This is a genomic window from Parashewanella sp. 2304DJ23-3, from assembly GCF_056591695.1.
In genome coordinates this window covers 134,071-157,509 of the sequence record NZ_JBWQOH010000004.1, presented here as the reverse complement: position 1 = coordinate 157,509, position 23,439 = coordinate 134,071, and the positions used below count along the sequence as shown (strand labels likewise).

The window sequence follows — 23,439 nt, the reverse complement described above, 5'->3', positions numbered from 1 at the left end:
ATCCTTTTTATTACTCAATATAAATTAAAAGGAATAACAATAATTATGAGTATTTGGTTTAAGCCAATGACTTTAGAAGATTTCGCACGTTTGGATAAAGGTCTTCATGAGCGTGGAACATTAATGCAAACGTTAGGGATCAAAGTGACAGAGATAGGGGAAGACTACCTAGTTGCCAGTATGCCTGTTGATGCTTCTGTTCATAATCCTGTTGGGATAGTTCATGGCGGTACGAATGTTGTATTGGCAGAAACCGTTGCCAGTTATGCTGCGAATTTTGTTGTCGATTTTGAAAACTATTACTGTGTTGGGCAAGAAATTAACGCCAATCACATTCGAGCTTCTCGAAAGGGCGTGCTAACCGCTGTTGCGAAGCCAGTGCATATTGGAAAGCGGAGTTCAGTTTGGAATGTTGAGATTACCAATAGTGGTGGCGAGTTAGTATGTGTATCGCGTATGACGGCAGCGGTGGTTAAGCGTTAAACCTTTTAGAACATTTTACTTTAGGTAGGAATACACTCGTTGAGAGCTAAAAGAAGCACTTCTTTTAGTTGAGTGATTAGTGAAGGGCATGCTATTAACATTTCGCTTAGATTGAGGAAGCTTGGTAGGAGACGGTTCGTATAAAGATGTTCGAGATTTTGACGAAAGGGAGCTTCCCATTCTTCTTAGCTCCGTATTTTTAGAAAAAATTTGCCATCTAGGCAATGCATGAGAGTAGTCAGTTTTAATCGGGAATAGAGAAGTTTTATGGAATTGAGTAACTTGTTCTGTTCCTCTTAGCTTTAATAGAGTTCGGTAATCTAAATCATTAATAAGAGTTTTTCGATACTGTAAATGTTTTACTTCTGGTTCAAATGACTCAAAACGATCATTATATAAAGTAAACTGCACTTTGCGCTTACTTTTATAACTCTGATCAGATGATTTCTGATTAAGTATGCTTTTTAGAGGTGGGACAGTTGATTGGCCATTTATAGACATAGTCACTTATATATCAAACAATAATACTTCAAGATTAGTCAGAGAGAAGTTAGATTGATACATAAGTGAAATTTAATTAATCTTGAATTAATTTATCATTTAGATCAAATTCCTAAATCTTTACCAGCGTAATAACGCCGATAATTCCAAATAATATGGCACAAACAAGTCTTACCCATTTTAACGGTACCTTCTTGGAGCCTATATTTCCCATCAAAACGATAGGCACATTGGCAAGTAACATTCCTATCGTGGTACCCGCCAGAACAGGAATGAGCTGTTGATATTTGGCGGCTAAAAAGATCGTAGCAACTTGGGTCTTATCGCCAATTTCAGCGACAAAAAATAGAACAGTTGTCGCAAGTAACGGCCCATAACGATAAAAGCGAGAATCTTCATTATCGGGCTTGTCTGGAATTAAAACCCATAATCCAATAATGATGAAACTCAACCCTACCAGAAGCTGAGCAATATTTGGTGACAAGTAAGAAATTACCCACTCACCAAAGAGTGCTGCTAACAAATGGTTTAAAAGCGTTGCAATAAGAATTCCCAGTATAATTGCCGTTCTATTTGAGAACCTTGCGGCCAAAAGAAGTGCTAAAAGTTGAGTCTTGTCACCAATTTCGGCAATAGCAACACTCGTGGTTGAAACAAAAAATGCGTCCAAAATGTAATCTCTGAAAAAAGAAAGCACTGCATTTTCTGTGTTTTATTTTCTTTCTTCAATTTTTAATGTTGTTTATGTGAACAATAATTAAGGGGCTCTCAGGTTTTCACCTTAGAGCAGTTTGTCTATAGTTAGCTAAAATTTAGATATTGAGTTTGATTAGGCGTTGGGAGTTACCTGAAATGGAATCATTATCTAGGAAAGCACAACTAAAAATAATCACTGTTTTGTGTGGTGTGATGTCTTTGGGAAATGTTGTAATGAGCTATGCAGCTGAAGCCGGCAATCAACTAGCTGCTCCTAAAATGATGACGTCATATAGCCAAAACAAGCCACTGAAGTTTAGTGTCTCTCCTCAACAAATAGAGGGGCGCAGGCTTGTAGGGAAAATTAGCGTTCAAAATACCCAACTAGAACCTGGTGATGTGGTTGTTCTTAAATTGTTTGACCGCGAAGAGCGTCAGTTACCTGAAAATGTAAAAGTTGTAATCAAACAGCCAGAGCAAGAAAGTATGAAATCTTGGTCTTATGAACTGGCTAATGCAATCAATCATAACCTTGTAGGGATTCGTGCTGGTCAGCAAAACGGTAGTGGCATAATTGCACCTGCTCAAGCGAGTAACTATGTTTATGCTTCAGGAAACAGCATCGTTCATCGTATCGAAACTCAAGTTCAGAAACACCCCGATAACTCCTCATTTAGTGTGGCTAATCTAACGCATCAGATTCCATTTAATTCTGATGGTACTCATGTCACCTTCGATGTGGCTTCAGAAGTAAGAGGCACAGTAACCGCTAAAATTTTTGATGCGAATGATATGGCTGCAGGCTCATTTGAACAAGAGTTATCGCCAGGTAATCAAAACATGTCATTAAGGATTCATCAGCCAAGTGTCGGCAAATATCGTCTACAGCTGACTTTTAAATCTTCAGATGGTTCTCTAACTCAACAACAACGTTTAATTACCGTCACACACGATGAGACAGATGTTTGATTATATGAAGCTTAGTTTAATAAGGGTTGCCGTAGACAAATTGTTTTGATACGTTCGAGCTAATAGTTTGGAAAAGCTTGCATTTTGCAAGTTTTTTTATGCCCTTTGCAATGCAGTAAATTGCTGGTGGGAGAAAATAATTATTAGAATATTAGGATAACTTTGTGAATTCGAAAATTTTAGGCTCAATAGCCATTGTGTCAGGTACAGCCATTGGTGGTGGTATGCTGGCACTCCCTCTCGCAACGGCGGGGCTCGGAACTCTTCCCGCAATCGCATTACTTATGGTGATTTGGGTTATCACTGCTTATACCGCATTATTAATGCTCGAAATTAATTTGCGCAGTGGCGTGGGTGATAATGTTCATGCCATTACAGGAAAAACGCTAGGTAAAGTAGGGCAGTTTATTCAAGGTGCTTCGTTTCTCAGTTTACTGTATGCATTAACGATGGTTTATTTGCTTGGTGGCTCTTCACTTTTTGCATCCAAATTAGAGTTAGTTTTCGGTCAGGCTGTCGATTCAAAACTGACTATTATTTTATTTACTCTCATTTTTGGTGGTTTTGTTGCCGTTGGTGTTAGCTTAGTCGATAAGGTGTCTCGTCTGCTCTTTCCTTTGATGATCGCATTGTTTGTTGTCGTGGTTTTCTTTTTATCACCAGAAGTTCATATTTCGACTATTGTTGCTGATAACCTTACTGCTGCAATTGAAAAAGGTGGTTATAGCAACATTTTGCTGGCTGCAATTCCAGTGGTGTTTACCTCTTTCGGTTTTCACGTTTGTATTGCCACTCTTGTCCGATATTTAGATGGTGAAGTTAAAAGTCTTAAAAAAGTATTATTGATTGGCTCAAGTATTCCTTTAATTTGTTACATTTTCTGGTTACTGGTTACGATAGGTACCGTTGGTGGAGATACGATAAACCAATTTAACGGTTCTCTACCTAAACTTGTGGTTGCATTGCAGAATGTTTCTCATCTGCCATTTATTGATCAGGCGATTAGCTTTTTTGCTGACTTGGCGCTTATCACTTCTTTCCTAGGTGTAACGATGAGTCTATTTGATTTTCTTGCTGAATTGACTCGTGCTCGTAACGGCGTTGCTGGTAGAGCGAAGACTTGGTTATTAACTTTTATTCCACCATTATTGTGTGCTTTGTTTTACCCAGACGGCTTTGTGAAAGTACTAGGGTATGCAGGTGTGCCTTTAACGGTAATGATCATTTTCTTGCCAATAGTGATGGCTATTAAGCAACGCAAGCAAACTCAAGAGGGCTATCAAGTGGCTGGTGGTAATGCAGCATTAGTTGGATTAGGACTAGCCGGTGTGGCAATTGTGGCATCACAAATTATTGTTACAAGTTTTAGCTAACTTACTACACCCATAGCAAATTAATTGTGATAAAGTCAGGCCTTCGCCTGGCTTTTTTGTTATGTATTTAATTAAGTAAACGGCTTTATTAAGTGCATAACGCCTACCTTTGGCAAAAGCCGAAACTGCCTAGAACAGGGACTAGGTCTGAATCATAATAAGAGAGAATCTTCCATGAAAAAGTGGTTACTCGCTGCAGCTGTAGCTGCAAGCTTTAACAGCGTTGCTGATGAAGGTATGTGGCAACCATACCAGCTACCATCAATGGCCGCTGAGCTAAAAGCAAAAGGATTAGAGATTGATGCGAAGTCAATCTCAAAGCTAACAGAATTCCCAATGAATGCCGTTATTAGCCTTGGTGGCTGTACTGCATCATTTGTATCACCTAAGGGCTTAGTGGTCACAAACCATCACTGTGCATACGGTTCAATTCAATACAATTCAACAGCTGAAAACAATTTACTCAAAGATGGTTTCTTAGCTAAGACGTTTAAAGATGAATTGCCAGCGGCGCCGGGTTCACGAATTTACGTTACAGAGAAAGTCACTAACGTAACCGACAAAGTAAAAAGCGGTATTGAAAACCTCAAAGGTGAGGCTTTCTACAAAGGTGTAGAAAATAAAGAAAAGCAGTTAGTCGCTGAATGTGAAAAAGAAGACGGGTATCGTTGTAACGTATACAGCTTCCACGGTGGTCTTGAGTACTATCTCATTAGACAAATGGAAATTCGTGACGTTCGCCTAGTGTATAACCCAGCGGGAAGTGTTGGTAAGTATGGTGGCGATATCGATAACTGGATGTGGCCACGTCACACGGGTGACTTTTCATTCTATCGCGCTTACGTAAACAAAGACGGTAAACCAGCTGATTTCAGCAAGGACAATGTGCCGTATGAGCCAAAAAGCTTTTTAAAAGTATCGGCTAAAGGTGTTCAAGACGGTGATTTTGTAATGGTTACGGGCTACCCAGGTCGTACTAACCGTTACCGCACGGCTGCTGAAGTAGAAAATACCTTTGAGAAGAACTATCCATACAGCAAAATGCTACGTGAAAGTATCATCAGTGATATTAAAGAAGCATCGCCAGAAGGCAGTGAAGATCGTATTAAATACGAAAGCACGTTAGCAGGGTTAGCTAACTATGCGAAAAACTTCACTTCGATGATTGAGTCCTACGGCAAGTCAAACATGCTACAAGCGCGCAAAGATCGTGAAGCTGCGTTAGCAAAATGGATTGCAGCTGATTCAAGTCGTGAAACGAAATATGGCAAAACATTGGCTCGTCTAGATGAGTTAGTTAAGCAAGGTGAAAAGCATCAAGAACGCAAACTGCTAACTGGCTACATGGGCTACAGTGCGATGCTGAAAACAGCAGATCGTTTATACCGCTATGCGCATGAAAAAACGTTGCCGGATATGAAGCGTGAGCCAGGCTATCAAGAGCGTGATATGAAGCGTTTTGTAGCAAGCCTTGAGCGTATCGATCGCCGATTCTCTGCGAAAGTTGAGAAAGCATTCTTGCTGGATCTGCTAGGACGTTATTCAAAACTGGCTAAATCTGAACGTTTACCTTCTTTAGATGCAGTGTTTGGAATTACCAACAACACGACTAAAGCTCAGCTTGTGAAGCGTTTAGACAGCATGTATGCGAAAACTAAGCTGACTGACAAAGAAACTCGTTTAGGTTGGATGAAGAAATCTACAGCAGATTTTAAAGCATCGAATGACCCATTTATTCAATATGCTGTAACGACTTACGATGCTCGTATTAAGCGTGAAAATGAAGCTAAAGAGCGTGCGGGTGAGCTAATGAAAGTTCGTCCACAGTATATGGCTGCAATCATTGCCTATAACAAAGAGCAAGGTAAGCCAGTTTATGCTGATGCAAACTCTAGCCTACGTGTGAGTGTTGGCCATGTTAAAGGTTATTCACCTGAAGACGGCCTATACGCAGTGCCATTTACGCGTTTAGAAGGTATTTTACAAAAGGATACAGGTAAAGACCCGTTTGATGCGCCTAAGAAAGAACTTGAGCTGATTAAGAACAAACAGTACGGCGATTATTATATGAAAGAAATCGATTCAGTACCTGTGAACTTCTTATCGACTCTTGATACTACGGGTGGTAATTCAGGATCTCCTACCTTAAATGGTCGTGCTGAATTAGTCGGTTTGTTATTTGACGGTGTATACGAAAGTATCATTGGTGATTGGGGATATGACCCACAAACCAACCGCTCAATCCAAGTTGATAGCCGCTATATGCTTTGGGTTATGAAGTATCTCGATCATGCAGATAACCTGCTTGATGAAATGGAAATTGTTAAGTAATTTCTGTTTCAGCTTTAAATAAAAAAGGTGGCAATTGCCACCTTTTTTATTCTATTGTTGCTCTACTTGAATGATTTTCGACGTGTCGTAACCGTAAGTTTTTGCTGTTTTATAAAAGTCTTTTAAGACAGCATCGCTGATTGTTGGTGTTCTTGAAAGTAGCCATAAATACTTCTTGTTATAACCTGAGACATAAGCGTACTGGTAGTTAGGATCGAGCTTGAAGATCACATATGAAGAGTAGAAGGGCTTAAAGAAAGAGACTTTTAAATAACCAGTATCTGGCGATTTAACAAATTTTGCGGTGCCGTTAGCGGTTTTTGTTTCACCTTTTTGCTGATGATAACCTTGGTTTACCACTTTAACGGTTTTGTCATCATTAAGGCTGTAGTTTGCGGTGACATGGTCTAGTCCCTTTTCAAAACTGTTGTCCATTCGAGCTATTTCATACCATTGCCCCATGTAACTTCCTGCATCGAAATTAGTTACGGGTTTGATCCCTTTTGGCATTCCTAAACATGAACAAAGTAAAAATGGTAAAGCACATAAAAGCAGATTACGAAATCTCATTGAACTATCCTCATTAATATTGCTTTTGAGGATACGTTCAGAATGAAGATTTGGATTGAAAAACTTATACAATAAAAATATTTGTTAGATTTTTATCAAATGCACATCGCATGGAGCATAGTTTGCAACGCCAGAAGCAGTAGAGCCAAGTAATGCACTAAGTCCGGTTTTGGAGTGTGTACCTATGATGATTAAGTCAGCCTGTTTTTTCATCGCTTCAGTACAGATGACGTTATAAGGCTTACCCACTTTAAGAATTTTATTTTTTTTCAAAATATTAAATTCGGACGTCAGTTTTTCGAGCTTTGGAATTGCTTCATCCTTCAGTGCTTTTTGATAATCTTTTGGCAAAAAAGTGTAAGGAAGCACGTTTATTACTATCAAGCGGCTATTAAATCTCTCTGCAATTTCGATTGCTTTAGATAGCACTTGTTTACCTTCGTCAGATGACTCTATCGCACACATTATTGTTTTATACATTGTTATTTCCTATCACTTTTTCCATGTGATTGAACCTTGCTTATAAAAAATTTAGGGAAGCAAGGCTCATAACTGAGCATTAAAACAACTATAAAACGACTTTGATAATAAATTCAATTGTTTATTTTCTGATCGCTATTATTACGACAGAAACTACAGCTAGTACCATACAGTACCAAGCGTGTAATCCAGCAGATAATGGGCTGATGCTGAAGATGGAACCAATCAGTAGAGCTTGTGCTCCGAAAGGCAGTATCCCCTGAACAATACAAGCGAAAATATCAAGAAGACTGGCCGAGCGTTTAGGACAAATATCATGCTTTTCAGCTAAATCTTTTGCAATGTCGCCCGTGACGACAATCGCAACGGTATTATTCGCAATACAGCTATTCGTTAGTGCCACCATTAACGCAATACATAACTCAACAAGTTTGGGGGACTTATCAGTATTTTTATTTGATAACCTTTTTACTAAAGATTCAATCTTATGATTGATAAACGCAATGCCACCTTGTTGTTGAATTAAGGCCGCTAATCCACCAACTAGCATAGATAAGAAGAAGATCTCTTGCATATTACCAAAGCCAGCATAAATATCTTTACTGAACTGGAGTACGGTGTAATCGCTCGTAGTAAATCCTGTTATACCCGCAAATAGAATTCCTATGGTAAGTACGACAAAAACATTTAAACCAGAAATGGCCAGTATTAAGATGGTTAAGTAAGGTATGACTTTAAAGACATCGTAATCTTTTGCTTGAAGGTCAACTTGCCCTTGGGATTGTAACGAAAATAGAATCAGTGTGATTAATGCTGCAGGAAGAGCAAAAATAAGGTTTTCTTTAAACTTATCTTTCATTTCGCAGCCTTGAGTGCGAGTCGCTGCAATGGTCGTATCTGAAATAATGGATAAGTTGTCACCAAATAATGCACCGGATATCACTGCGCCGACCATTAATGTTGCTTCAATGTTGGTCTGCTCGACGACACCAAAGGCAACAGGAGCTACAGCTGCTATAGTCCCCATTGATGTACCCATTGCAGTTGCAATGAAAGCTGAAATTAAAAAGAATCCAGGTAACAAAAATTCGGCCGGTATGTACGATAACCCCATTGCTACAGTGGCATCTACACCACCAGTTGCTTTTGCAACAGCAGCAAATGCCCCTGCTAACAAGTAAATCATACACATCGTAATGATGTTGTTGTGACCAACACCTTTTACAAAAGTATCAATAGTCTGATTAAGTTTTTGCTTTGAAATCAAAATAGCGAAAATGATCGCAGGTAAAATGGCAACGACACTTGGTAATTGATAAAACGCATAATCTACATTTTGACTTTGAAAATAAAAGCCAGTGCCAACAAATAAACCTATAAAGATCAAAAGCGGGATAAGAGCAATGGCGGATTGTGGTTGTTTTAAATTCACTGAATCTCTCTTCGTCGAAATTTCATCCATGAATTTAACATGGATTTTACAATTGTACTTATTTTATTGAGTAAGCGGGATTCAGTGTATGTTTTGTTTGGACGTGTGTCAATCTAGACGTCTAAATGTCCTTTCCGTTTTAAGAGGTCAAATGCCCCTATAAACGGATTTAATTCGAGTTTAAAATTTGTCAGTATCTATCGAATGTTTTGGGCGATTGATTTGTTCATTTCTTCTAACATAGTTTGCATACTATTGATTAAACTGACGGTTACGTTATAAGTCTGCATTACTTTCTGGAGCTGAAGCTGTGATTGTGAAACATAATCAGATGCACGGTTTGATTGGTTTTCTAACGCTGATTTAACTGCATCAAGCTGACCTTTATCCAGCTTTCCACTTGCTGGAGCGGAAATCGCAGGGTTTGGTTTCATGCCTTTTGGAACTGAGTTAAAAATACTTTGTGAATTATGTGTATGTGCTCCTGTCTTAGAGTCATTACCCTTATCAAAGTAATACGCTTCTCCATTATAAGTTATGGGGACGTTGTTATTACGTTGATCGAATGCCCCTACATTAACAGCTGACTTTTTCCCTTTATCCTTATCCCAGATATACCATTTTCCATCAGAATCCTTAAAAATGGTAATTGATTTTTTGTAATGATAATTTCCAATGGTGTATGTTTGTTTGGGAACCTCTTTAATCGGAGTAGTTGCTGAGGGATCTGATGCTTTTAGATACTCATCAATCGTCTTATCACCGACTTTTATGTCATTTTGTTCCATATATTTAATGACTTCAGGATCTAATTTCACTTTCGCTGTGTCAGGATCTTTGCCTTTTGCTAAATCAGCTATTTGTTCTTGTACTCGGTTCGCCATATCTTGTGCGTCACGGGATACTTTCGCTTTTTGCTGCATCTCAACGTATTTGAATTGCGCTATATCTGAAAGTAGGTTCATAAATAAATACAAAACAGCAATACCACCTGAAAGAACAATGTCACCTTGAGCAGCCATGGCATTATCGGCTTCAACAAGATTATGCACATGTTTCAGCTTGTCATCATTCAAACCATATTTATCTTTCAATGTATTTACGCTGCTGGTTACATGATGATGAACCATTTTTCTGACGTCGTTCTGGGCATCTTCATCGTGTTCATTATCGTTAATCTTGTAACCTAGCGCCCTCTCAAGCTCATTGACCAGCTTTTTTAAGCGTTCTTTCTCTGCAGCATGTTGATGTGCACCATGGTGATTATGATGATGATTTCTTCGATGCTGAATGCCTCGTTCGACATGCTCTTGTCCTTCTTGATGAGCATTTACTCTGGGAGCATTTGCGTTTACAGTGCCAACCATTTTCTTATCCTCACTACTAAATAGGTATTGAAAGTCATTGCTTATTTTTAACGTATATTCTGTGCAATAGACTTATTCATTTCTTCTAACATAGTTTGCATACTGTTGATTAAGCTGACAGTTACATTGTAGGTTTGCATTACCTTTTGTAATTGTAGTTGAGATTGCGATACATAGTCAGAAGCGCGATTTGATTCGTTTTCTAAGGCTGATTTAACAGCGTCTAATTCACCTTTATCGATTTGTCGGTAGCTTTTTACCTGAAATGTTCCGCTAAATTTAGTTCCTTTTTTTATCGGTTCTTCGAACATTGGGTTTTTACTAAAGGCATGTTTGTCGTCAATAGTTAATGTTACCTTTCCGTTTTTTATGTCGAATGTAGGTGCTGAAATTTTGCTAGGTTGCTGGCCCAGCATTCCCACACCCCCCATACCTGTAATACCTCCTCCCATCCGATCTGACAGATCTTTATCTTCCATATACCATTGGTCGCCTTTCTTCCATACATGGAGGTTCTGTTTTCCGTCTGCTGATTTAAGTGTTACATCTGTGGGGGTGGTTCCTTTTTCGTTTAAATACTGGTCGATAGTCTTATCACCGACTTTTATATCGTTATCTTCCATATATTTAATCACATCAGGATCAAGGTTTACTTTAGCTGTATCGGGATCTTTACCCTTAGAAACATCGGCAATCTGTTCATTAACTCTATTTGCCATATCTTGAGCATCGCGGGATACTTTCGCTTTTTGCTGCATCTCAAGATATTTGAACTGTGCTATATCAGAAAGCAGGTTCATGAATAAATACAATACTGCAATGCCACCTGATAGAACTATGTCGCCTTGAGCAGCCATGGCATTATCAGCTTCTTTGAGATTATGAATATGATTCAATTTTTCATCATTGATACCGTATTGATCTCTTAAATTTCTGACACTATTTTTAACGTGGTCATGGACTAATTGATCTAATCTGTGTCCGTTTTTATTGCCTTTTTTAGGTTCCTCTATATCATCAGGATCTTGTTGATCGGAAAACATTCGCTCAAGCTGCAAAAATAACTTTTTCAAGCGCTGCCTTTCAGATTCTTGTTGGTGAGCACCATGATGATTATGATGATGTCTGTGCTTGCGATCGATTTCTTGTTGGCCTTTATGGGCCAACTGATCGGGCGCGTTCATATTTGGTACGTGATTGTCAGCACCTTTAATTGCCCCAGCCATAATTGCCTCCTAGAAAATCTCAGTATTAAGGACTATTTAAAAGTCACTCTTCATAGTTTTAGTTTAGGACTTTCATTTTTCATAGATATCGAAAAAAAAATAAGATGATTCCTTGCTGGTCAAACCAGTTGTGGTGGTGTTAACTATTGTTAAAATGCACTTAATTTAGAGTTTATCTGAAAGAAAAAGTAATATTGTACTTGCACTTTATAACTCATATCTGCGATTAGCGTATATTCTGAGCAATAGATTTATTCATCTCTTCGAGCATCGTTTGCATGCTATTAATCAGGCTGACAGTAACGTTATAAGTTTGCATTACTTTTTGAAGTTGAAGCTGTGACTGAGAAACATAGTCCGATGCACGGTTGGATGTATTTTCTAGAGCAGATTTAACGGCATCAAGTTGACCTTTATCGAGAGGGTACTTCTTGGGATCTATGGAGCTCAATTTAGCGAAATCCGGTACTTTGCCAGTATATGTTACTCCATCTTTTACAACGGTAATGGTTGACCCTGCGACTTCGCTTCCACTAAAGCTTGTAATATCTCCATTAGAAATGGCTTTATCCATTGGAGTGTAGCCACCTTGCCCGTAAGTAAAATAAGCTCCATCATGATGATCAATCGTTAATTTTTTGCCATCTGCAGAAGTGACATCAAAAAGCTTGTTAAATACTCTAGTATCTTCAGTTGTATCAGCGGCGTTAGACTTCAAATATTGATCAATAGTTTTGTCACCGACTTTTACATCGTTTTGTTCCATATACTTAACCACATTAGGGTCAAGGGCTACTTTAGTTGTATCTGGATCTTTACCTTTAGCTATATCAGCAATTTGTTCTTGAACCGTATTCGCCATATTTTGTGCATCACGGGATACTTTTGCTTTCTGCTGCATCTCAAGGTATTTGAATTGAGCTATATCAGAGAGCAGGTTCATGAATAAGTACAACACGGCAATGCCACCAGATAAAACTATGTCGCCCTGAGCGGCCATGGCATTATCTGCTTCTTTGAGGTTATGAATATGATTCAACTTTTCATCATTGATACCATATTGATCTTTTAGATTTCTGACACTATTTTTAACGTGGTCATGGACTAATTGATCTAACCTATGTCCGTTTTTATTACCTTTTTTAGGTTCCTCAACATCATTAGGATCTTGTTGATTGGAAAACATTCGCTCAAGCTGCAAAAATAACTTTTTCAAGCGTTGCCTTTCAGACTCTTGTTGGTGAGCACCATGATGATTGTGATGATGTCTGTGCTTGCGATCGATTTCTTGTTGGCCTTTATGAGCCAAATGATCGGGAGCATTCATATTTTGTACGTGGTTGTCAGCCCCTTTTATTACCCCTGTCATAAATATCTCCTAAAAATCTTAATACTAAGGACTATTAAAAAATCACTTTTTACCGTTTAAGTTTAGGGCTTTCATATTGAGTAGATATCGAAAAAAAAATAAGAAGATTAAATGATGGTCTGACCAGTTACGATGGTGTTAATTATTGTTAGAACGCAATTAACTTAGAGTTTTCTGAAAGAAAAAGTAATACTGTACTAATTTTATATCTCACTATCGGTAGTTAACGTATATTTTGAGCAATAGATTTATTCATTTCTTCGAGCATTGTTTGCATACTATTAATTAGGCTGACAGTAACGTTATAAGTTTGCATTACTTTTTGAAGTTGAAGCTGTGATTGAGAGACATAGTCTGATGCACGGTTAGATGTATTTTCTAGAGCTGACTTAACTGCATCAAGTTGACCTTTATCGAGTTGATTAAAGGTTGCTTTAGGCATATCTACTTTCCCACTAAATACTGTGCCACTTTTTATAGTCGATGGAAATTTAGGGTTTCTATTAAGCTGGCTAGCATCATCGATAGTAATGGTAACATTCCCTTTATCATCGACAGCTGGCCTTGGAATCGGCGTTGATATACTTTTTAATGCAGCGGCAGGATCGTCACCTGGTGCAGCAGCTTTAAGCCTTTCATCCCCATCCATAGCAGACCATTGACCACTGCTGGGATCTTGCGATATATAGAGTTTATGACCATCACTAGAAGCAAATGTAATAGCATTAAGTTTGCCTTCGCCGCCCCCTTTCTTTTGTAGATATTGATCAATGGTTTGATCACCGACTTTTACATCATTTTCTTCCATGTACTTAATCACATTAGGATCAAGAGCTACTTTAGTTGTATCAGGATCTTTACCTTTAGCTAGGTCAGCAATCTGTTCTTGTACAGTATTCGCCATGTTTTGAGCATCACGCGATACTTTGGCTTTTTGCTGCATTTCAAGATATTTGAATTGGGCAATATCAGAGAGGAGGTTCATGAATAAATATAATACTGCGATACCGCCGGACAGTACGATATCTCCTTGTGCTGCTGTTGCGTTGTCTGCTTCGACTAAATTGTGAATGTGATTAAGTTTGTCATCATTCAAGCCATATTTATTTTTTAAGCTTTTAATATTCCCTTGAACGTGCCCTTTAATCATTTTTTGGAGTTCACTCTCAATTGCTTCATCACTTTTGTCATCATCGTCTTTTTTAGAACCTAAAATAGCTTCAAGTTCTTTAAAGAGCTTTTTTAATCTTTCTTTTTCAGAGGCGTGATGATGAGCACCGAGGTGATTATGATGGTGTTTGTGTCTGCTATGAATTTCATCTTGCTTTTTTTGCTCAACGTTTTCGGAGCTGTGCGTATTGTGATAGTTTCCACTTGCGACTTTTGACACGCCCGTCATAGACCTCTCCAACGACTTAATATTTCTTTTATCTAAGTTTTCAATAGGTTCATCAAACTTAGTATAGATGAGGAAAGTTCAAAAGCGATTTAGCATGGTGATTTTAATATTCAGTTCTGAACGGATTATTTTAATGTTAACTACTTGGATAATTTGTAATGTCCGACCTTATAGGAATAAACAAATTCATTTATACTGGCTTAAATTGTGCTGAAAGAATAAGAGAAGCAAATGCACGTTCATATTTTAGGAATTTGTGGCACCTTTATGGGAGGACTTGCTCTTTTAGCCAGAGCAATGGGCCATAAAGTAACTGGTAGTGATACTAATGTGTACCCACCAATGAGTACGCAATTAGAAGAGCAGGGCATTGAATTAATCCAAGGATTTGATGTAAATCAGCTCACGAATGGGCAAGGTCAGCATCCAGACTTGGTTGTCATTGGGAACGCCATGGTTAGAGGCAACCCATGTGTCGAAGAAGTGCTCAATAAAGGGATAGCTTACACCTCAGGTCCACAATTCCTATCTGATCATATTTTACTTAACCGATGGGTACTCGCAGTGTCAGGTACTCATGGAAAAACATCAACAGCCAGTATGTTGGCTTGGGTTTTAGAAGATTGTGGCTATCAGCCTGGTTTTCTCATTGGTGGTGTACCACAAAACTTTGGTGTTTCAGCAAGGCTAGGCGAGAGTCAGTTCTTTGTTGTGGAAGCCGACGAATATGACAGTGCTTTTTTTGATAAGCGCTCTAAGTTTGTTCACTACCATCCAAGAACATTAGTGATTAATAATCTTGAATTTGATCATGCTGATATTTTTGACAGTCTCTACGATATTCAAAAGCAATTCCATCACCTCATTCGTACCGTACCATCAACTGGTAAAGTGATTTGGCCTGCTGAAATTGAAGCCGTACAGCAAGTTTTCGACAAAGGACTGTGGAGTGAGCAAGAGCCGCACTATACTAGCAAAAGTGAGAATGGTTGGTCTTCTAAATTGCTAACGGACGATGGCCATAAATTTGAAGTGTGGTTTGATGGTGCATTACAAGGGATCTTGGATTGGCACTTAATAGGTAAACATAATGTTGAAAATGCCATTAATGCTATTGCTGCAGCTCGTCATGTTGGAGTGCGTCCACAAGATGCCATTGATGCTTTAGTGAAGTTTGCGCCTCCCAAAAGGAGAATGGAGTTATTAGCAGAGGTTAACAGTGTAAAAGTTTATGATGATTTTGCTCATCATCCAACAGCAATTAGTACCACTCTACAAGCTGTTAGAGCAAATGTAGGGGCAGACAAAGTCACTGTTATTCTTGAGCCTCGTTCAAATACCATGAAATCGGGTGTACATAAAGATACATTGGCTACTTCATTAAAGTTAGCGGATAAGGTTTTCTTATATCAAGATAAAGCAGTTAAATGGGACTTGGAAAGTGCCATGACTGAACAAAACATTGATGCACAAGTGAAAAACAGTATTGATGAATTGATTGAAGAGGTAGTGATCCAAACTCAAGCCAACGAACATATAGTGATTATGAGTAACGGCGGTTTTGGTGGTTTGCACCAAAAGCTAATTTCACAGCTAGAAATGAAATCAAAATGAAACAACAAGATAATCGAAAGAGTATAAGTATTGCTTGGACTGGAGCCTCTGGTGCTCCATATGGTCTGAAATTAGTTCATTGTCTTTTACAAGCTGATTTTCGAGTGTTTTTGATGATCAGCAGTGCGGCTAGAGTGGTATTAGCGACGGAAGAGAACATCAAACTCAGTGGAAGCCCTGACAAATCACAACAACAACTTAACCAGTATTTTGATTGTCAAAAAGGTGAGCTCGTTGTGTTAGGCAAAGAAGATTGGTTTTCTCCGCCAGCATCGGGAAGTGCCGCACCAAAACAAATGGTGATTTGTCCTTGTTCAACGGGAACATTGGCCGCTGTAGCTACCGGAATGAGCAACAGCTTGCTAGAGCGTGCTGCAGATGTGGTCTTAAAAGAGAGAGGGCAGTTGTTGCTTGTTCCTCGCGAGACGCCTTTCAGCACGATTCATTTAGAACACATGCTTTCACTGAGTAAAAACGGAGCCACAATTTTGCCAGCCGCTCCTGGGTTTTATCATGATCCCAAATCGATCTCAGATCTGGTAGACTTCCTCGTCGCTCGAATTCTCGATCATTTGAGTGTTGAGCACACATTAACTAAGCGCTGGGGTTATGACCCAACCTGATTGTACTTACTACAAGAGATTTTTATGAAACACACGATAGAAGTGATGATTCCTGAAACCGAAATTGAGCAAATGCTGAATGAGCTGGCGGATAACATCAACGAACATTATAAAGAGCATAAGCGTTTATTAATGGTGGGGTTACTTAAAGGTTCAGCCGTATTTATGGCTGATTTGTGCCGTAAGATTAAAGGTCATGTTGAAATCGACTTTATGGAAGTTTCAAGCTATGGCAGTGGCATGAAAAGCACTCGTGATGTAAAAATCTTAAAAGATCTACACTCTGACATTGCTGGCCGTGATGTTTTGATTGTGGAAGATCTTATTGATTCGGGTAATACGCTGAATAAAGTACGAGATGTACTGTTGCTAAGAGAACCAAAAAGCCTCGCTATTTGTACGCTGCTCGATAAGCCATCGCGCAGAGAGGTTGATGTAAAAGTTGACTTTATTGGCCAGAGTATTCCTGATGAGTTTATTGTTGGGTACGGGATCGATTACGCAGAACAATACAGAAATTTGCCGTATATTGCCAAAGTAATACCTTTAGAATAATTTACATATACGATTTCTATCAGGCCTTGGATTATCCGAGGCTTTTTTGTCGGAGAATGATAGCTTGAAGCAACCCATTGCATTGGAAATTAAAAGCCTTAAAAAGACCTATAAGGGCGGCGTTCAAGCTGTAAAAGGCATAGATTTAACTGTAGAAAGTGGTGATTTTTTTGCATTACTTGGGCCGAATGGCGCAGGTAAATCCACCACTATTGGTATTGTCAGCTCATTGGTCCAAAAGACAGAAGGGCAAGTCAGTATTTTTGGTTTTGATATTGATAAGCAGTTGGAACGAGCTAAGTTATCTTTAGGTTTAGTGCCTCAAGAGTTTAACTTCAATCAATTTGAGACTGTACTTCAAATTGTAGTAAATCAAGCCGGTTACTATGGCGTACCTCGCAAAGTTGCTTTGGAGCGTGCTGAAACTTACTTGTCTCAGTTAGACCTTTGGGAAAAGCGTAACAGCCGAGCCCGAGAGCTTTCTGGCGGTATGAAACGTCGTTTAATGATAGCAAGAGCGCTGATTCATCAACCAAAATTACTTATATTAGATGAACCAACAGCAGGTGTTGATATCGAACTTCGTCGTTCAATGTGGGAGTTTTTAACTCGAATCAATGAGCAAGAAGGGGTAACGATTATCCTTACAACGCACTATTTAGAAGAAGCGGAAATGTTGTGTAAAAACATCGGTATTATCGATCAAGGTGAGCTTGTTGAATGTACCAGTATGAAAAAGCTTCTAAGCAAGCTACACATGGAAACCTTTATTCTAGATGTTGATGGAGAGTTAGCAGAAGCACCTGCATTTAATGATTTCTCGTGTCGTTTAGTTGATGAACACACACTCGAAGTTGACGTTGATAATAGCCAAAGTATCAATGAGCTGTTTGTCGCAATTTCAGAACAAAAGATCAAAGTGAGTTCAATGCGAAATAAAGCCAATCGTTTAGAAGAGTTGTTTGTGAGTTTAGTGGAGGGCAACAAGTGAGAGAGTTATATTGGGTTGCTTTCAAAAGCATTGTAACGAAAGAAATTAACCGTTTTACTCGTATTTGGGTACAAACCATAGTACCTCCAGCGATCACTATGACCTTGTATTTTCTTATATTTGGTAGTCTAGTCGGTAGCCGAATAGGTAGTATGGAAGGGTTTAGTTATATGGAGTTTATTGCTCCAGGTTTGATTATGATGTCAGTGATTACTAGCTCATTTTCAAATGTAGCGAGTTCTTTCTATAGTGCTAAATTTCAGAGAAACCTTGAAGAAATCATGGTAGCTCCAGTACCACATTATGTTTTGATTGCAGGTTATGTTGGTGGTGGTGTTGCACGTGGATTGATGGTGGGCTGTATTGTCACTGCTGTTGCTCTGTTTTTTGTTGATATAAAACTGTATTCAATTCCAATTGTTGTGTTGACCGTGTTATTAACATCAATTTTGTTTTCATTAGGTGGCTTAGTTAATGCTGTCTTTGCAAAAAGTTATGATGACATCAGTATTATTCCAACCTTTGTATTAACACCGCTTACTTATCTTGGGGGGGTGTTCTATTCATTATCACTACTCCCTTCTTTCTGGAAAGACGTCGCTCAAATCAACCCTATTGTTTATATGATTAATGCTTTTCGTTATGGCTTTTTAGGCTATTCAGATATTAGTGTTACTGTCTCAATAGGGGTGACCGTTGGCTTCTGTATTGGCCTATTTACGCTGGCGTATTATCTGATTTCTAGAGGAATTGGGTTGAGAAGTTAGTCACCAGATATGAAGTAACTTCTTAGGTAGCTATTGTTCTAAATAGCTGCCTTTTTTATTTTAAGGCAGAAACAATTCCTAATAACTTGTAAAATCACATAGAGTTCAATAGATTAACTTAAATCAGCATGGAGCCTTTTTGTTAAATAAAGCATCATAAGTTTTATTTACATTTTTTGAACGTTAAGGATTGATATGAAGTTAAATTTACGCATATTGAGTTTATCGCTTGCGATGTTACTTGGATGTAACTCTGAAACTGCAATGAAGCCCAAAGCTCAATTTAAAAAGAGTGAGCATTCATTGGCCTCTTTAAAGAAGTCAGCCCCAGATAAGAGCGGCTTTACTTTCCGTATGAACCGTTCAATCTTTACTTCTGAATCACAGAAATTAATACAAGGAGTAAGATTATTCGACCTTTCGACCAAAGAGTATTGCAGAGTGAAAGGCGATATTGTATTTGTTTCTGACGCAAGTCTTGAAGAGTTAAAAATGTTTGGTCAGCAAATTGAGCAAACCACAAAGAATACCTGGCGATTAAATTATGTTAAAGGTCAAGATTTATACACTGAATATAAAAAGTTAGAAAAGAGTCCGTTAATTTCTTTGATTGAAATATCCCTTATATATGAACCCATAGAAAAACCAGAAGTAACAATGTGATAAAGAGTTAAAAAAAAGCCGGTAAAATTACCGGCTTTTATTAGCTCATATTACAAAGGCTTGACTTATTTTTTACGGCGTCTTAATACTGCAAACGGAGTAAGCACAAGTGCTAACCAACCAAGAGAACCACTAGACTTTTTCTTCTTGGTTTCTTGTTCTGGTGCTGCTTCTGGAATGTCTCTAACTTTTACTTCTACAGTTTGAACAACATCACCTGTTCCGTCATTTACAGTGAGCTCAAATGTAAGTTGTTGAACGCTACTGTCTACTTCTGGAGCGGTAAAGCTGACTTCTGCATTGTCAGTAGATGAAAGTGTAGCTGCATTTCCAACAGTTTGATTCCACGAGTACGATAGTTCATCGCCAGCATTTGCATCCACTGCTGTTGCAGTGAGAGTCACAACTTCACCCTCAGTTACATCAGTACTACTTGCAGCAATCGTTACATTCGGTAAACGATTATCACAAGCCATAGCATCACCAGCAATCATATTACTGAAAGCAGGTGTCATTACGTTTGTGAGACTTACATTGTCAATCCACCAACCCAAGTCACTGAACACTGCATCAGAAGCGATACGGAATCTGAGCTTAACAGTACTGCCATTTAAGCCTGTGCCAAAATTAATGCTTTCATTATTCCCCACAGTACCACTTGTATTATTTCTGCCATGGAAAACGGGTCTTTCTGAAAGTGCTTGTACATCTTGAGTTGTTACTGGTCCGTCATAACCAACATCAAAATTACCACCGACTTCTGTTACGTCTACCCAGTCAGAACCGTTAACACTGATTTCAACAACACCGCCATCCCAATCTTGCTCGAGCGCATAGAAGTGCCAAAAATCAACTTTAAAGTCCCCCTCGAAACCAACAGTAAACTCTCTGGTTTCAACAGCTACGTCTGATTGGAACGCATTATTATCTAGAACCATGACTTGATCACCAAGATCAACACCGAAGGTTTCGAAGAAATCAATATTTGGACCGTTGTCATACTGCTGAGTCGTTAATGCCTGTTCACCGCCATACATTACGTGCTGTTGCCAGTCTACAAACAGAGACCAATCTTCCATGTTTGAGTGAACATCGCCGTCAACAGGTGCTTGCTCTTCGAAGTCCATGTTCACAAGAGTACTAAATGAATAGTCAGTTGGAAGCACTACTTCACTTCCTTCTTCATCCATAAAGCTCAGTTCAAGCTCTAGAACTTCACCCACACCAGATTCGTCTAGCGAGAACTCAACAGGATCACTTGTAAGCTCAGAGAAAGCGCCACTTAAAGTGCTGAATGTAACTGTACCAGCGTTTGCGAATGTTACACCGTGATCACTAGTGACTTTTACTTTAGCTTGGATATTTTCAATATCTAGGTTACCAGTATTCTTGATAGTAAAACTAACTGTACCAGTTTCACCTTTATCCATAATGCTATCGTTTGAGCAGTAACCAACCGTTAACCCTTCATAGTTTGCATTTAGATCATGTGATTTCACATTAAATGCAGCTATTTCAGTTTCATATGACTCAACAGCTCCTGCGTGATCATTGGAGAAGCGTTCAGGTGAAACTGCACCCAGACCTAAACCTCTTGCTGCAAATGCTTTTAAAATTACAGTGTAATCTTCAGGATCATTAGCATAAGCGGCTGCTAAAATTGCATCACGAGCTTCTGTAAACGTTGGAGCTATCGGGGTCATTTTATACCCTGATACGATATAGGTTTTCATTAGGCTTTGTGCTTCAGCGAATGTATGGCGTTCATCATTAATCAGACCAACATAAGCATCCCAAAGCATAGTAGCCCAAACGGTTCCCGAAGCATGAACTTGTGCATTATTAGATATTTCTGCGAACGTAAAGTTGTTAACTTCAGTATCTGTTGAATATGGAAGGCGACGAATACCTGTTTGGAAGTTTGCGACATACGAAGTAGCGCTGTATGCAGTTTGGTACTTATCATTACCTGCCATCATCGCATCGTCTTCTTCTGCAAGTAACAATAATGCATGGAAGTCACCCCAACCTTCGCCCATTGAGCGACCTTGGTTATTGACTAGACCTGAACCATTACCAACAAGACGATTGCTTATATAATGTCCCCACTCATGTGCAACAATACCGTTATCCCATGAACTTGCTTTAAACCCGCGAGGCGTTTTATTACTGAACATTGAAATTGTTACGTCGCCTGCAGAAATAGCTTGATCAAGCTCCATACCTTCTGCTTTTGAGATCATGACATTTGGGATTTGAATTTCTAATTTAGGATCATCTCCTCCCATTCTAATTGCACTACCATCAGCGTTATTTGCAACAATTACACCTATTGCACCTGCGTTTTGAGCATTTAAGATTTTATCAATAAAAGAACATGCTCCACGATCGATAAGAGCAATATTTCCTTCAAGGGCTTCAGCATTTGTTACGACATCACAACCGTCTTTATTTGTATTTTCATCGACGACAGTATCCATTAATCGAACAATTTTACCTTTGACCTCATCATAATGGACAGGCCCTAAAGCAGATAATACAGTGGACTCAAGAAACGTAGAGGTTTCTCCATTTACGATTGACGTACCGTAATCTGTACCGTTAAGAGTTGGCTTATCCCATAAGTACATTTGCATTCTAGGTGATGCACCGTCAGCTGGAGTTGACATGTTTGCATTGTTAAAACCTGAATTATCTTGAACTTCAACGCGTAGAGGATCACCTTCGACACCACCTCTATCATAGTTTGATAATTGTGCGTTTCCAGAAGCTTCATCAAAACCATGAGCATAATAATCGTCATGCAAGAAGTTGTTAACTAAGAATAAGTTAACGATTGCGGCTTTACGGTTTTCAACAGAATATTCGGCACTTTCAGGGTTGTACGGATAATCAAATGTTGCATCACCATTAACTTCAGCTTTTAAGTCCCCAGTAGTAAAACCGTCAGGTGCTACTAAGTCAGCATACGCATGAACATTGTTACCATTTGTTTCTTCTGCATCTTCTGCGAGCCAAGGGTCGTCCGTTGAGATTCCTGCATTTTTAAGAGCAACCATTGGGGCTTCAAGATAAGAAGCAGAAATATAATCTGTTGACTTACTGTCTGCAGCCGCTGGAATAACGTTTCCGTGAGGGCTGTCCCAAGGAGTACCATTTTCAGAAATATAAGCTCTATAGTTATATTCACCAGCATGGCTAACTAAATTGTTCTCGAATAGTACTTTTCCATTCTTACCAATTACATAGCTCATGTATTTGGAGTCAACAGAATCTATTTCACTCGATTGAAGCTCGATATAGTAAGACGGCTCAAGATTACCATTTACTTCAAAATATACTGGCTTTGCTCTTGGGGTTCCGACTAAAAAATGCTTAGTGTCTGACTGGGTAACTCTAAAGCTATGATAAGTATCACTATCAGCGTTAACTTTTTCAAAGCTTATTGATTGACTATCAATGCCGTGTTTTTTTATTGCAGATAAAATGGCAGTTTCAGGTTGTTCAAATACATCACCAACATGCTTAGCTTCAGCCGCTTTTGAATAAGCATTTTTATTTACTATTGTTCCAGATGAAGCAACTAAGTTGTGATCTTGGTCCATAAGAATGTTGAATTCTTTATTAAACACTTCGATCCCACCGACTTGCTGCTTGTATTTAACTATTTTTGAACCATGTTTTGGTGCATGGACATGAGCAAGGTACAGTGTAGAATTCGGCTTGTTAACAGATTCACCGACAAGCTGATTTAAGTAAAAATCAGAAGCAAATTCCGTTCTTTTATCCAAGGTAACTGGAGTCAGGTTAGGACTAGCTTGATTAACGCTAGCCCATTTGAACGTAATTTCTTTTGTTGTTGAATCATACTGGTGGTTCATGCCACTTAATGTTTGAGGTGAACTTGCAATACCTTTAAAGCTAGCTTGCTGTGTCACTGGCTTTAAAATATTCGCTGATTCACCAGCGTAAAGTGGAGCAGTAAGTAGCGATGACGCTATTGCTATGGCGAGTTTTGTTTTCATTGTGA

General features: G+C 38.8%; 19 protein-coding genes and 2 pseudogenes. 10 read left to right on the top strand and 11 right to left on the bottom strand.

Annotation, left to right across the window (positions count from 1 at the left end; genetic code table 11):
* The first annotated feature begins 45 nt into the window (after positions 1 to 45).
* On the top strand, positions 46 to 483 hold the full coding sequence (locus AC1EU2_RS10580; protein ID WP_480298248.1) for a PaaI family thioesterase: 438 nt from the start codon (positions 46 to 48) through the stop codon (positions 481 to 483).
* 15 nt (positions 484 to 498) lie between these two features.
* Here AC1EU2_RS10580 and AC1EU2_RS10575 read toward each other — a convergent pair whose 3' ends face one another.
* Both AC1EU2_RS10575 and AC1EU2_RS10570 read right to left on the bottom strand, forming a co-directional pair.
* Positions 499 to 894, bottom strand: a complete 396-nt coding sequence (locus AC1EU2_RS10575) for a hypothetical protein (protein ID WP_480298247.1) — start codon at positions 892 to 894, stop codon at positions 499 to 501.
* A gap of 202 nt (positions 895 to 1,096) precedes the next feature.
* Positions 1,097 to 1,654, bottom strand: a complete 558-nt coding sequence (locus tag AC1EU2_RS10570) for a TMEM165/GDT1 family protein (protein WP_480298246.1) — start codon at positions 1,652 to 1,654, stop codon at positions 1,097 to 1,099.
* A 182-nt stretch (positions 1,655 to 1,836) separates the two neighbouring features.
* Between AC1EU2_RS10570 and AC1EU2_RS10565 the strand changes: the two genes are divergently transcribed.
* The 3 genes from AC1EU2_RS10565 (at position 1,837) to AC1EU2_RS10555 (ending at position 6,353) form a co-directional block, all read left to right on the top strand.
* Positions 1,837 to 2,649 carry a hypothetical protein gene (locus AC1EU2_RS10565; RefSeq protein ID WP_480298245.1) on the top strand — a complete coding sequence of 271 codons (813 nt, stop codon included), beginning with the start codon at positions 1,837 to 1,839 and terminating at the stop codon, positions 2,647 to 2,649.
* Positions 2,650 to 2,813: 164 nt separating this feature from the next.
* A complete protein-coding gene (locus AC1EU2_RS10560; protein ID WP_480298244.1) occupies positions 2,814 to 4,022 on the top strand; it encodes an aromatic amino acid transport family protein in 1,209 nt (402 codons plus the stop codon).
* A gap of 174 nt (positions 4,023 to 4,196) precedes the next feature.
* Positions 4,197 to 6,353, top strand: coding sequence for a S46 family peptidase (locus AC1EU2_RS10555; protein ID WP_480298243.1), 2,157 nt, complete (start codon positions 4,197 to 4,199; stop codon positions 6,351 to 6,353).
* A gap of 51 nt (positions 6,354 to 6,404) precedes the next feature.
* Here AC1EU2_RS10555 and AC1EU2_RS10550 read toward each other — a convergent pair whose 3' ends face one another.
* The 8 genes and pseudogenes from AC1EU2_RS10550 to AC1EU2_RS10515 form a co-directional block, all read right to left on the bottom strand.
* Positions 6,405 to 6,923 carry a lipocalin family protein gene (locus AC1EU2_RS10550; RefSeq protein WP_480298242.1) on the bottom strand — a complete coding sequence of 173 codons (519 nt, stop codon included), beginning with the start codon at positions 6,921 to 6,923 and terminating at the stop codon, positions 6,405 to 6,407.
* A gap of 84 nt (positions 6,924 to 7,007) precedes the next feature.
* Positions 7,008 to 7,403 carry a universal stress protein gene (locus tag AC1EU2_RS10545; protein WP_480298241.1) on the bottom strand — a complete coding sequence of 132 codons (396 nt, stop codon included), beginning with the start codon at positions 7,401 to 7,403 and terminating at the stop codon, positions 7,008 to 7,010.
* A gap of 121 nt (positions 7,404 to 7,524) precedes the next feature.
* Entirely contained in the window at positions 7,525 to 8,865 is a 1,341-nt protein-coding gene (locus AC1EU2_RS10540; RefSeq protein WP_480298240.1) for a Na+/H+ antiporter NhaC family protein, read from the bottom strand.
* Positions 8,866 to 9,032: 167 nt separating this feature from the next.
* The gene (locus tag AC1EU2_RS10535; protein ID WP_480298239.1) at positions 9,033 to 10,202 is read right to left on the bottom strand and encodes a hypothetical protein; all 1,170 of its coding nucleotides are present in this window, start codon (positions 10,200 to 10,202) and stop codon (positions 9,033 to 9,035) included.
* A 47-nt stretch (positions 10,203 to 10,249) separates the two neighbouring features.
* Positions 10,250 to 11,428 (bottom strand): hypothetical protein, encoded by a 1,179-nt coding sequence (locus AC1EU2_RS10530; protein ID WP_480298238.1) that lies wholly within the window; start codon positions 11,426 to 11,428, stop codon positions 10,250 to 10,252.
* A gap of 226 nt (positions 11,429 to 11,654) precedes the next feature.
* Positions 11,655 to 12,797 (bottom strand): hypothetical protein, encoded by a 1,143-nt coding sequence (locus AC1EU2_RS10525; RefSeq protein WP_480298237.1) that lies wholly within the window; start codon positions 12,795 to 12,797, stop codon positions 11,655 to 11,657.
* 223 nt (positions 12,798 to 13,020) lie between these two features.
* A pseudogene (locus AC1EU2_RS10520) lies at positions 13,021 to 13,215 on the bottom strand (secretion protein EspA); the annotation flags it as partial.
* A 315-nt stretch (positions 13,216 to 13,530) separates the two neighbouring features.
* Positions 13,531 to 13,947 (bottom strand): annotated as a pseudogene (locus tag AC1EU2_RS10515) (hypothetical protein); the annotation flags it as partial.
* Positions 13,948 to 14,427: 480 nt separating this feature from the next.
* Between AC1EU2_RS10515 and mpl the strand changes: the two are divergent.
* The 6 genes from mpl (at position 14,428) to AC1EU2_RS10485 (ending at position 19,409) form a co-directional block, all read left to right on the top strand.
* Positions 14,428 to 15,810 carry a UDP-N-acetylmuramate:L-alanyl-gamma-D-glutamyl-meso-diaminopimelate ligase gene (gene mpl / locus AC1EU2_RS10510; protein ID WP_480298236.1) on the top strand — a complete coding sequence of 461 codons (1,383 nt, stop codon included), beginning with the start codon at positions 14,428 to 14,430 and terminating at the stop codon, positions 15,808 to 15,810.
* Positions 15,807 to 16,433 carry a flavin prenyltransferase UbiX gene (locus AC1EU2_RS10505; protein ID WP_480298235.1) on the top strand — a complete coding sequence of 209 codons (627 nt, stop codon included), beginning with the start codon at positions 15,807 to 15,809 and terminating at the stop codon, positions 16,431 to 16,433. Before mpl ends, AC1EU2_RS10505 begins: the two co-directional genes overlap by 4 nt.
* Positions 16,434 to 16,457: 24 nt before the next feature.
* Positions 16,458 to 16,988 carry a hypoxanthine phosphoribosyltransferase gene (gene hpt, locus AC1EU2_RS10500; RefSeq protein ID WP_480298234.1) on the top strand — a complete coding sequence of 177 codons (531 nt, stop codon included), beginning with the start codon at positions 16,458 to 16,460 and terminating at the stop codon, positions 16,986 to 16,988.
* A 64-nt stretch (positions 16,989 to 17,052) separates the two neighbouring features.
* Positions 17,053 to 17,979 (top strand): ABC transporter ATP-binding protein, encoded by a 927-nt coding sequence (locus AC1EU2_RS10495; protein WP_480298233.1) that lies wholly within the window; start codon positions 17,053 to 17,055, stop codon positions 17,977 to 17,979.
* A complete protein-coding gene (locus tag AC1EU2_RS10490) occupies positions 17,976 to 18,746 on the top strand; it encodes an ABC transporter permease (RefSeq protein ID WP_480298232.1) in 771 nt (256 codons plus the stop codon). The genes AC1EU2_RS10495 and AC1EU2_RS10490 overlap by 4 nt, the downstream gene beginning before the upstream one ends.
* A 195-nt stretch (positions 18,747 to 18,941) precedes the next feature.
* Positions 18,942 to 19,409 carry a hypothetical protein gene (locus AC1EU2_RS10485; protein WP_480298231.1) on the top strand — a complete coding sequence of 156 codons (468 nt, stop codon included), beginning with the start codon at positions 18,942 to 18,944 and terminating at the stop codon, positions 19,407 to 19,409.
* A 65-nt stretch (positions 19,410 to 19,474) separates the two neighbouring features.
* Here AC1EU2_RS10485 and AC1EU2_RS10480 read toward each other — a convergent pair whose 3' ends face one another.
* Positions 19,475 to 23,434: a rhombosortase-dependent M36 family metallopeptidase gene (locus tag AC1EU2_RS10480; protein WP_480298230.1), complete on the bottom strand. Its 3,960-nt coding sequence runs from the start codon at positions 23,432 to 23,434 to the stop codon at positions 19,475 to 19,477.
* Positions 23,435 to 23,439 lie beyond the last annotated feature (5 nt).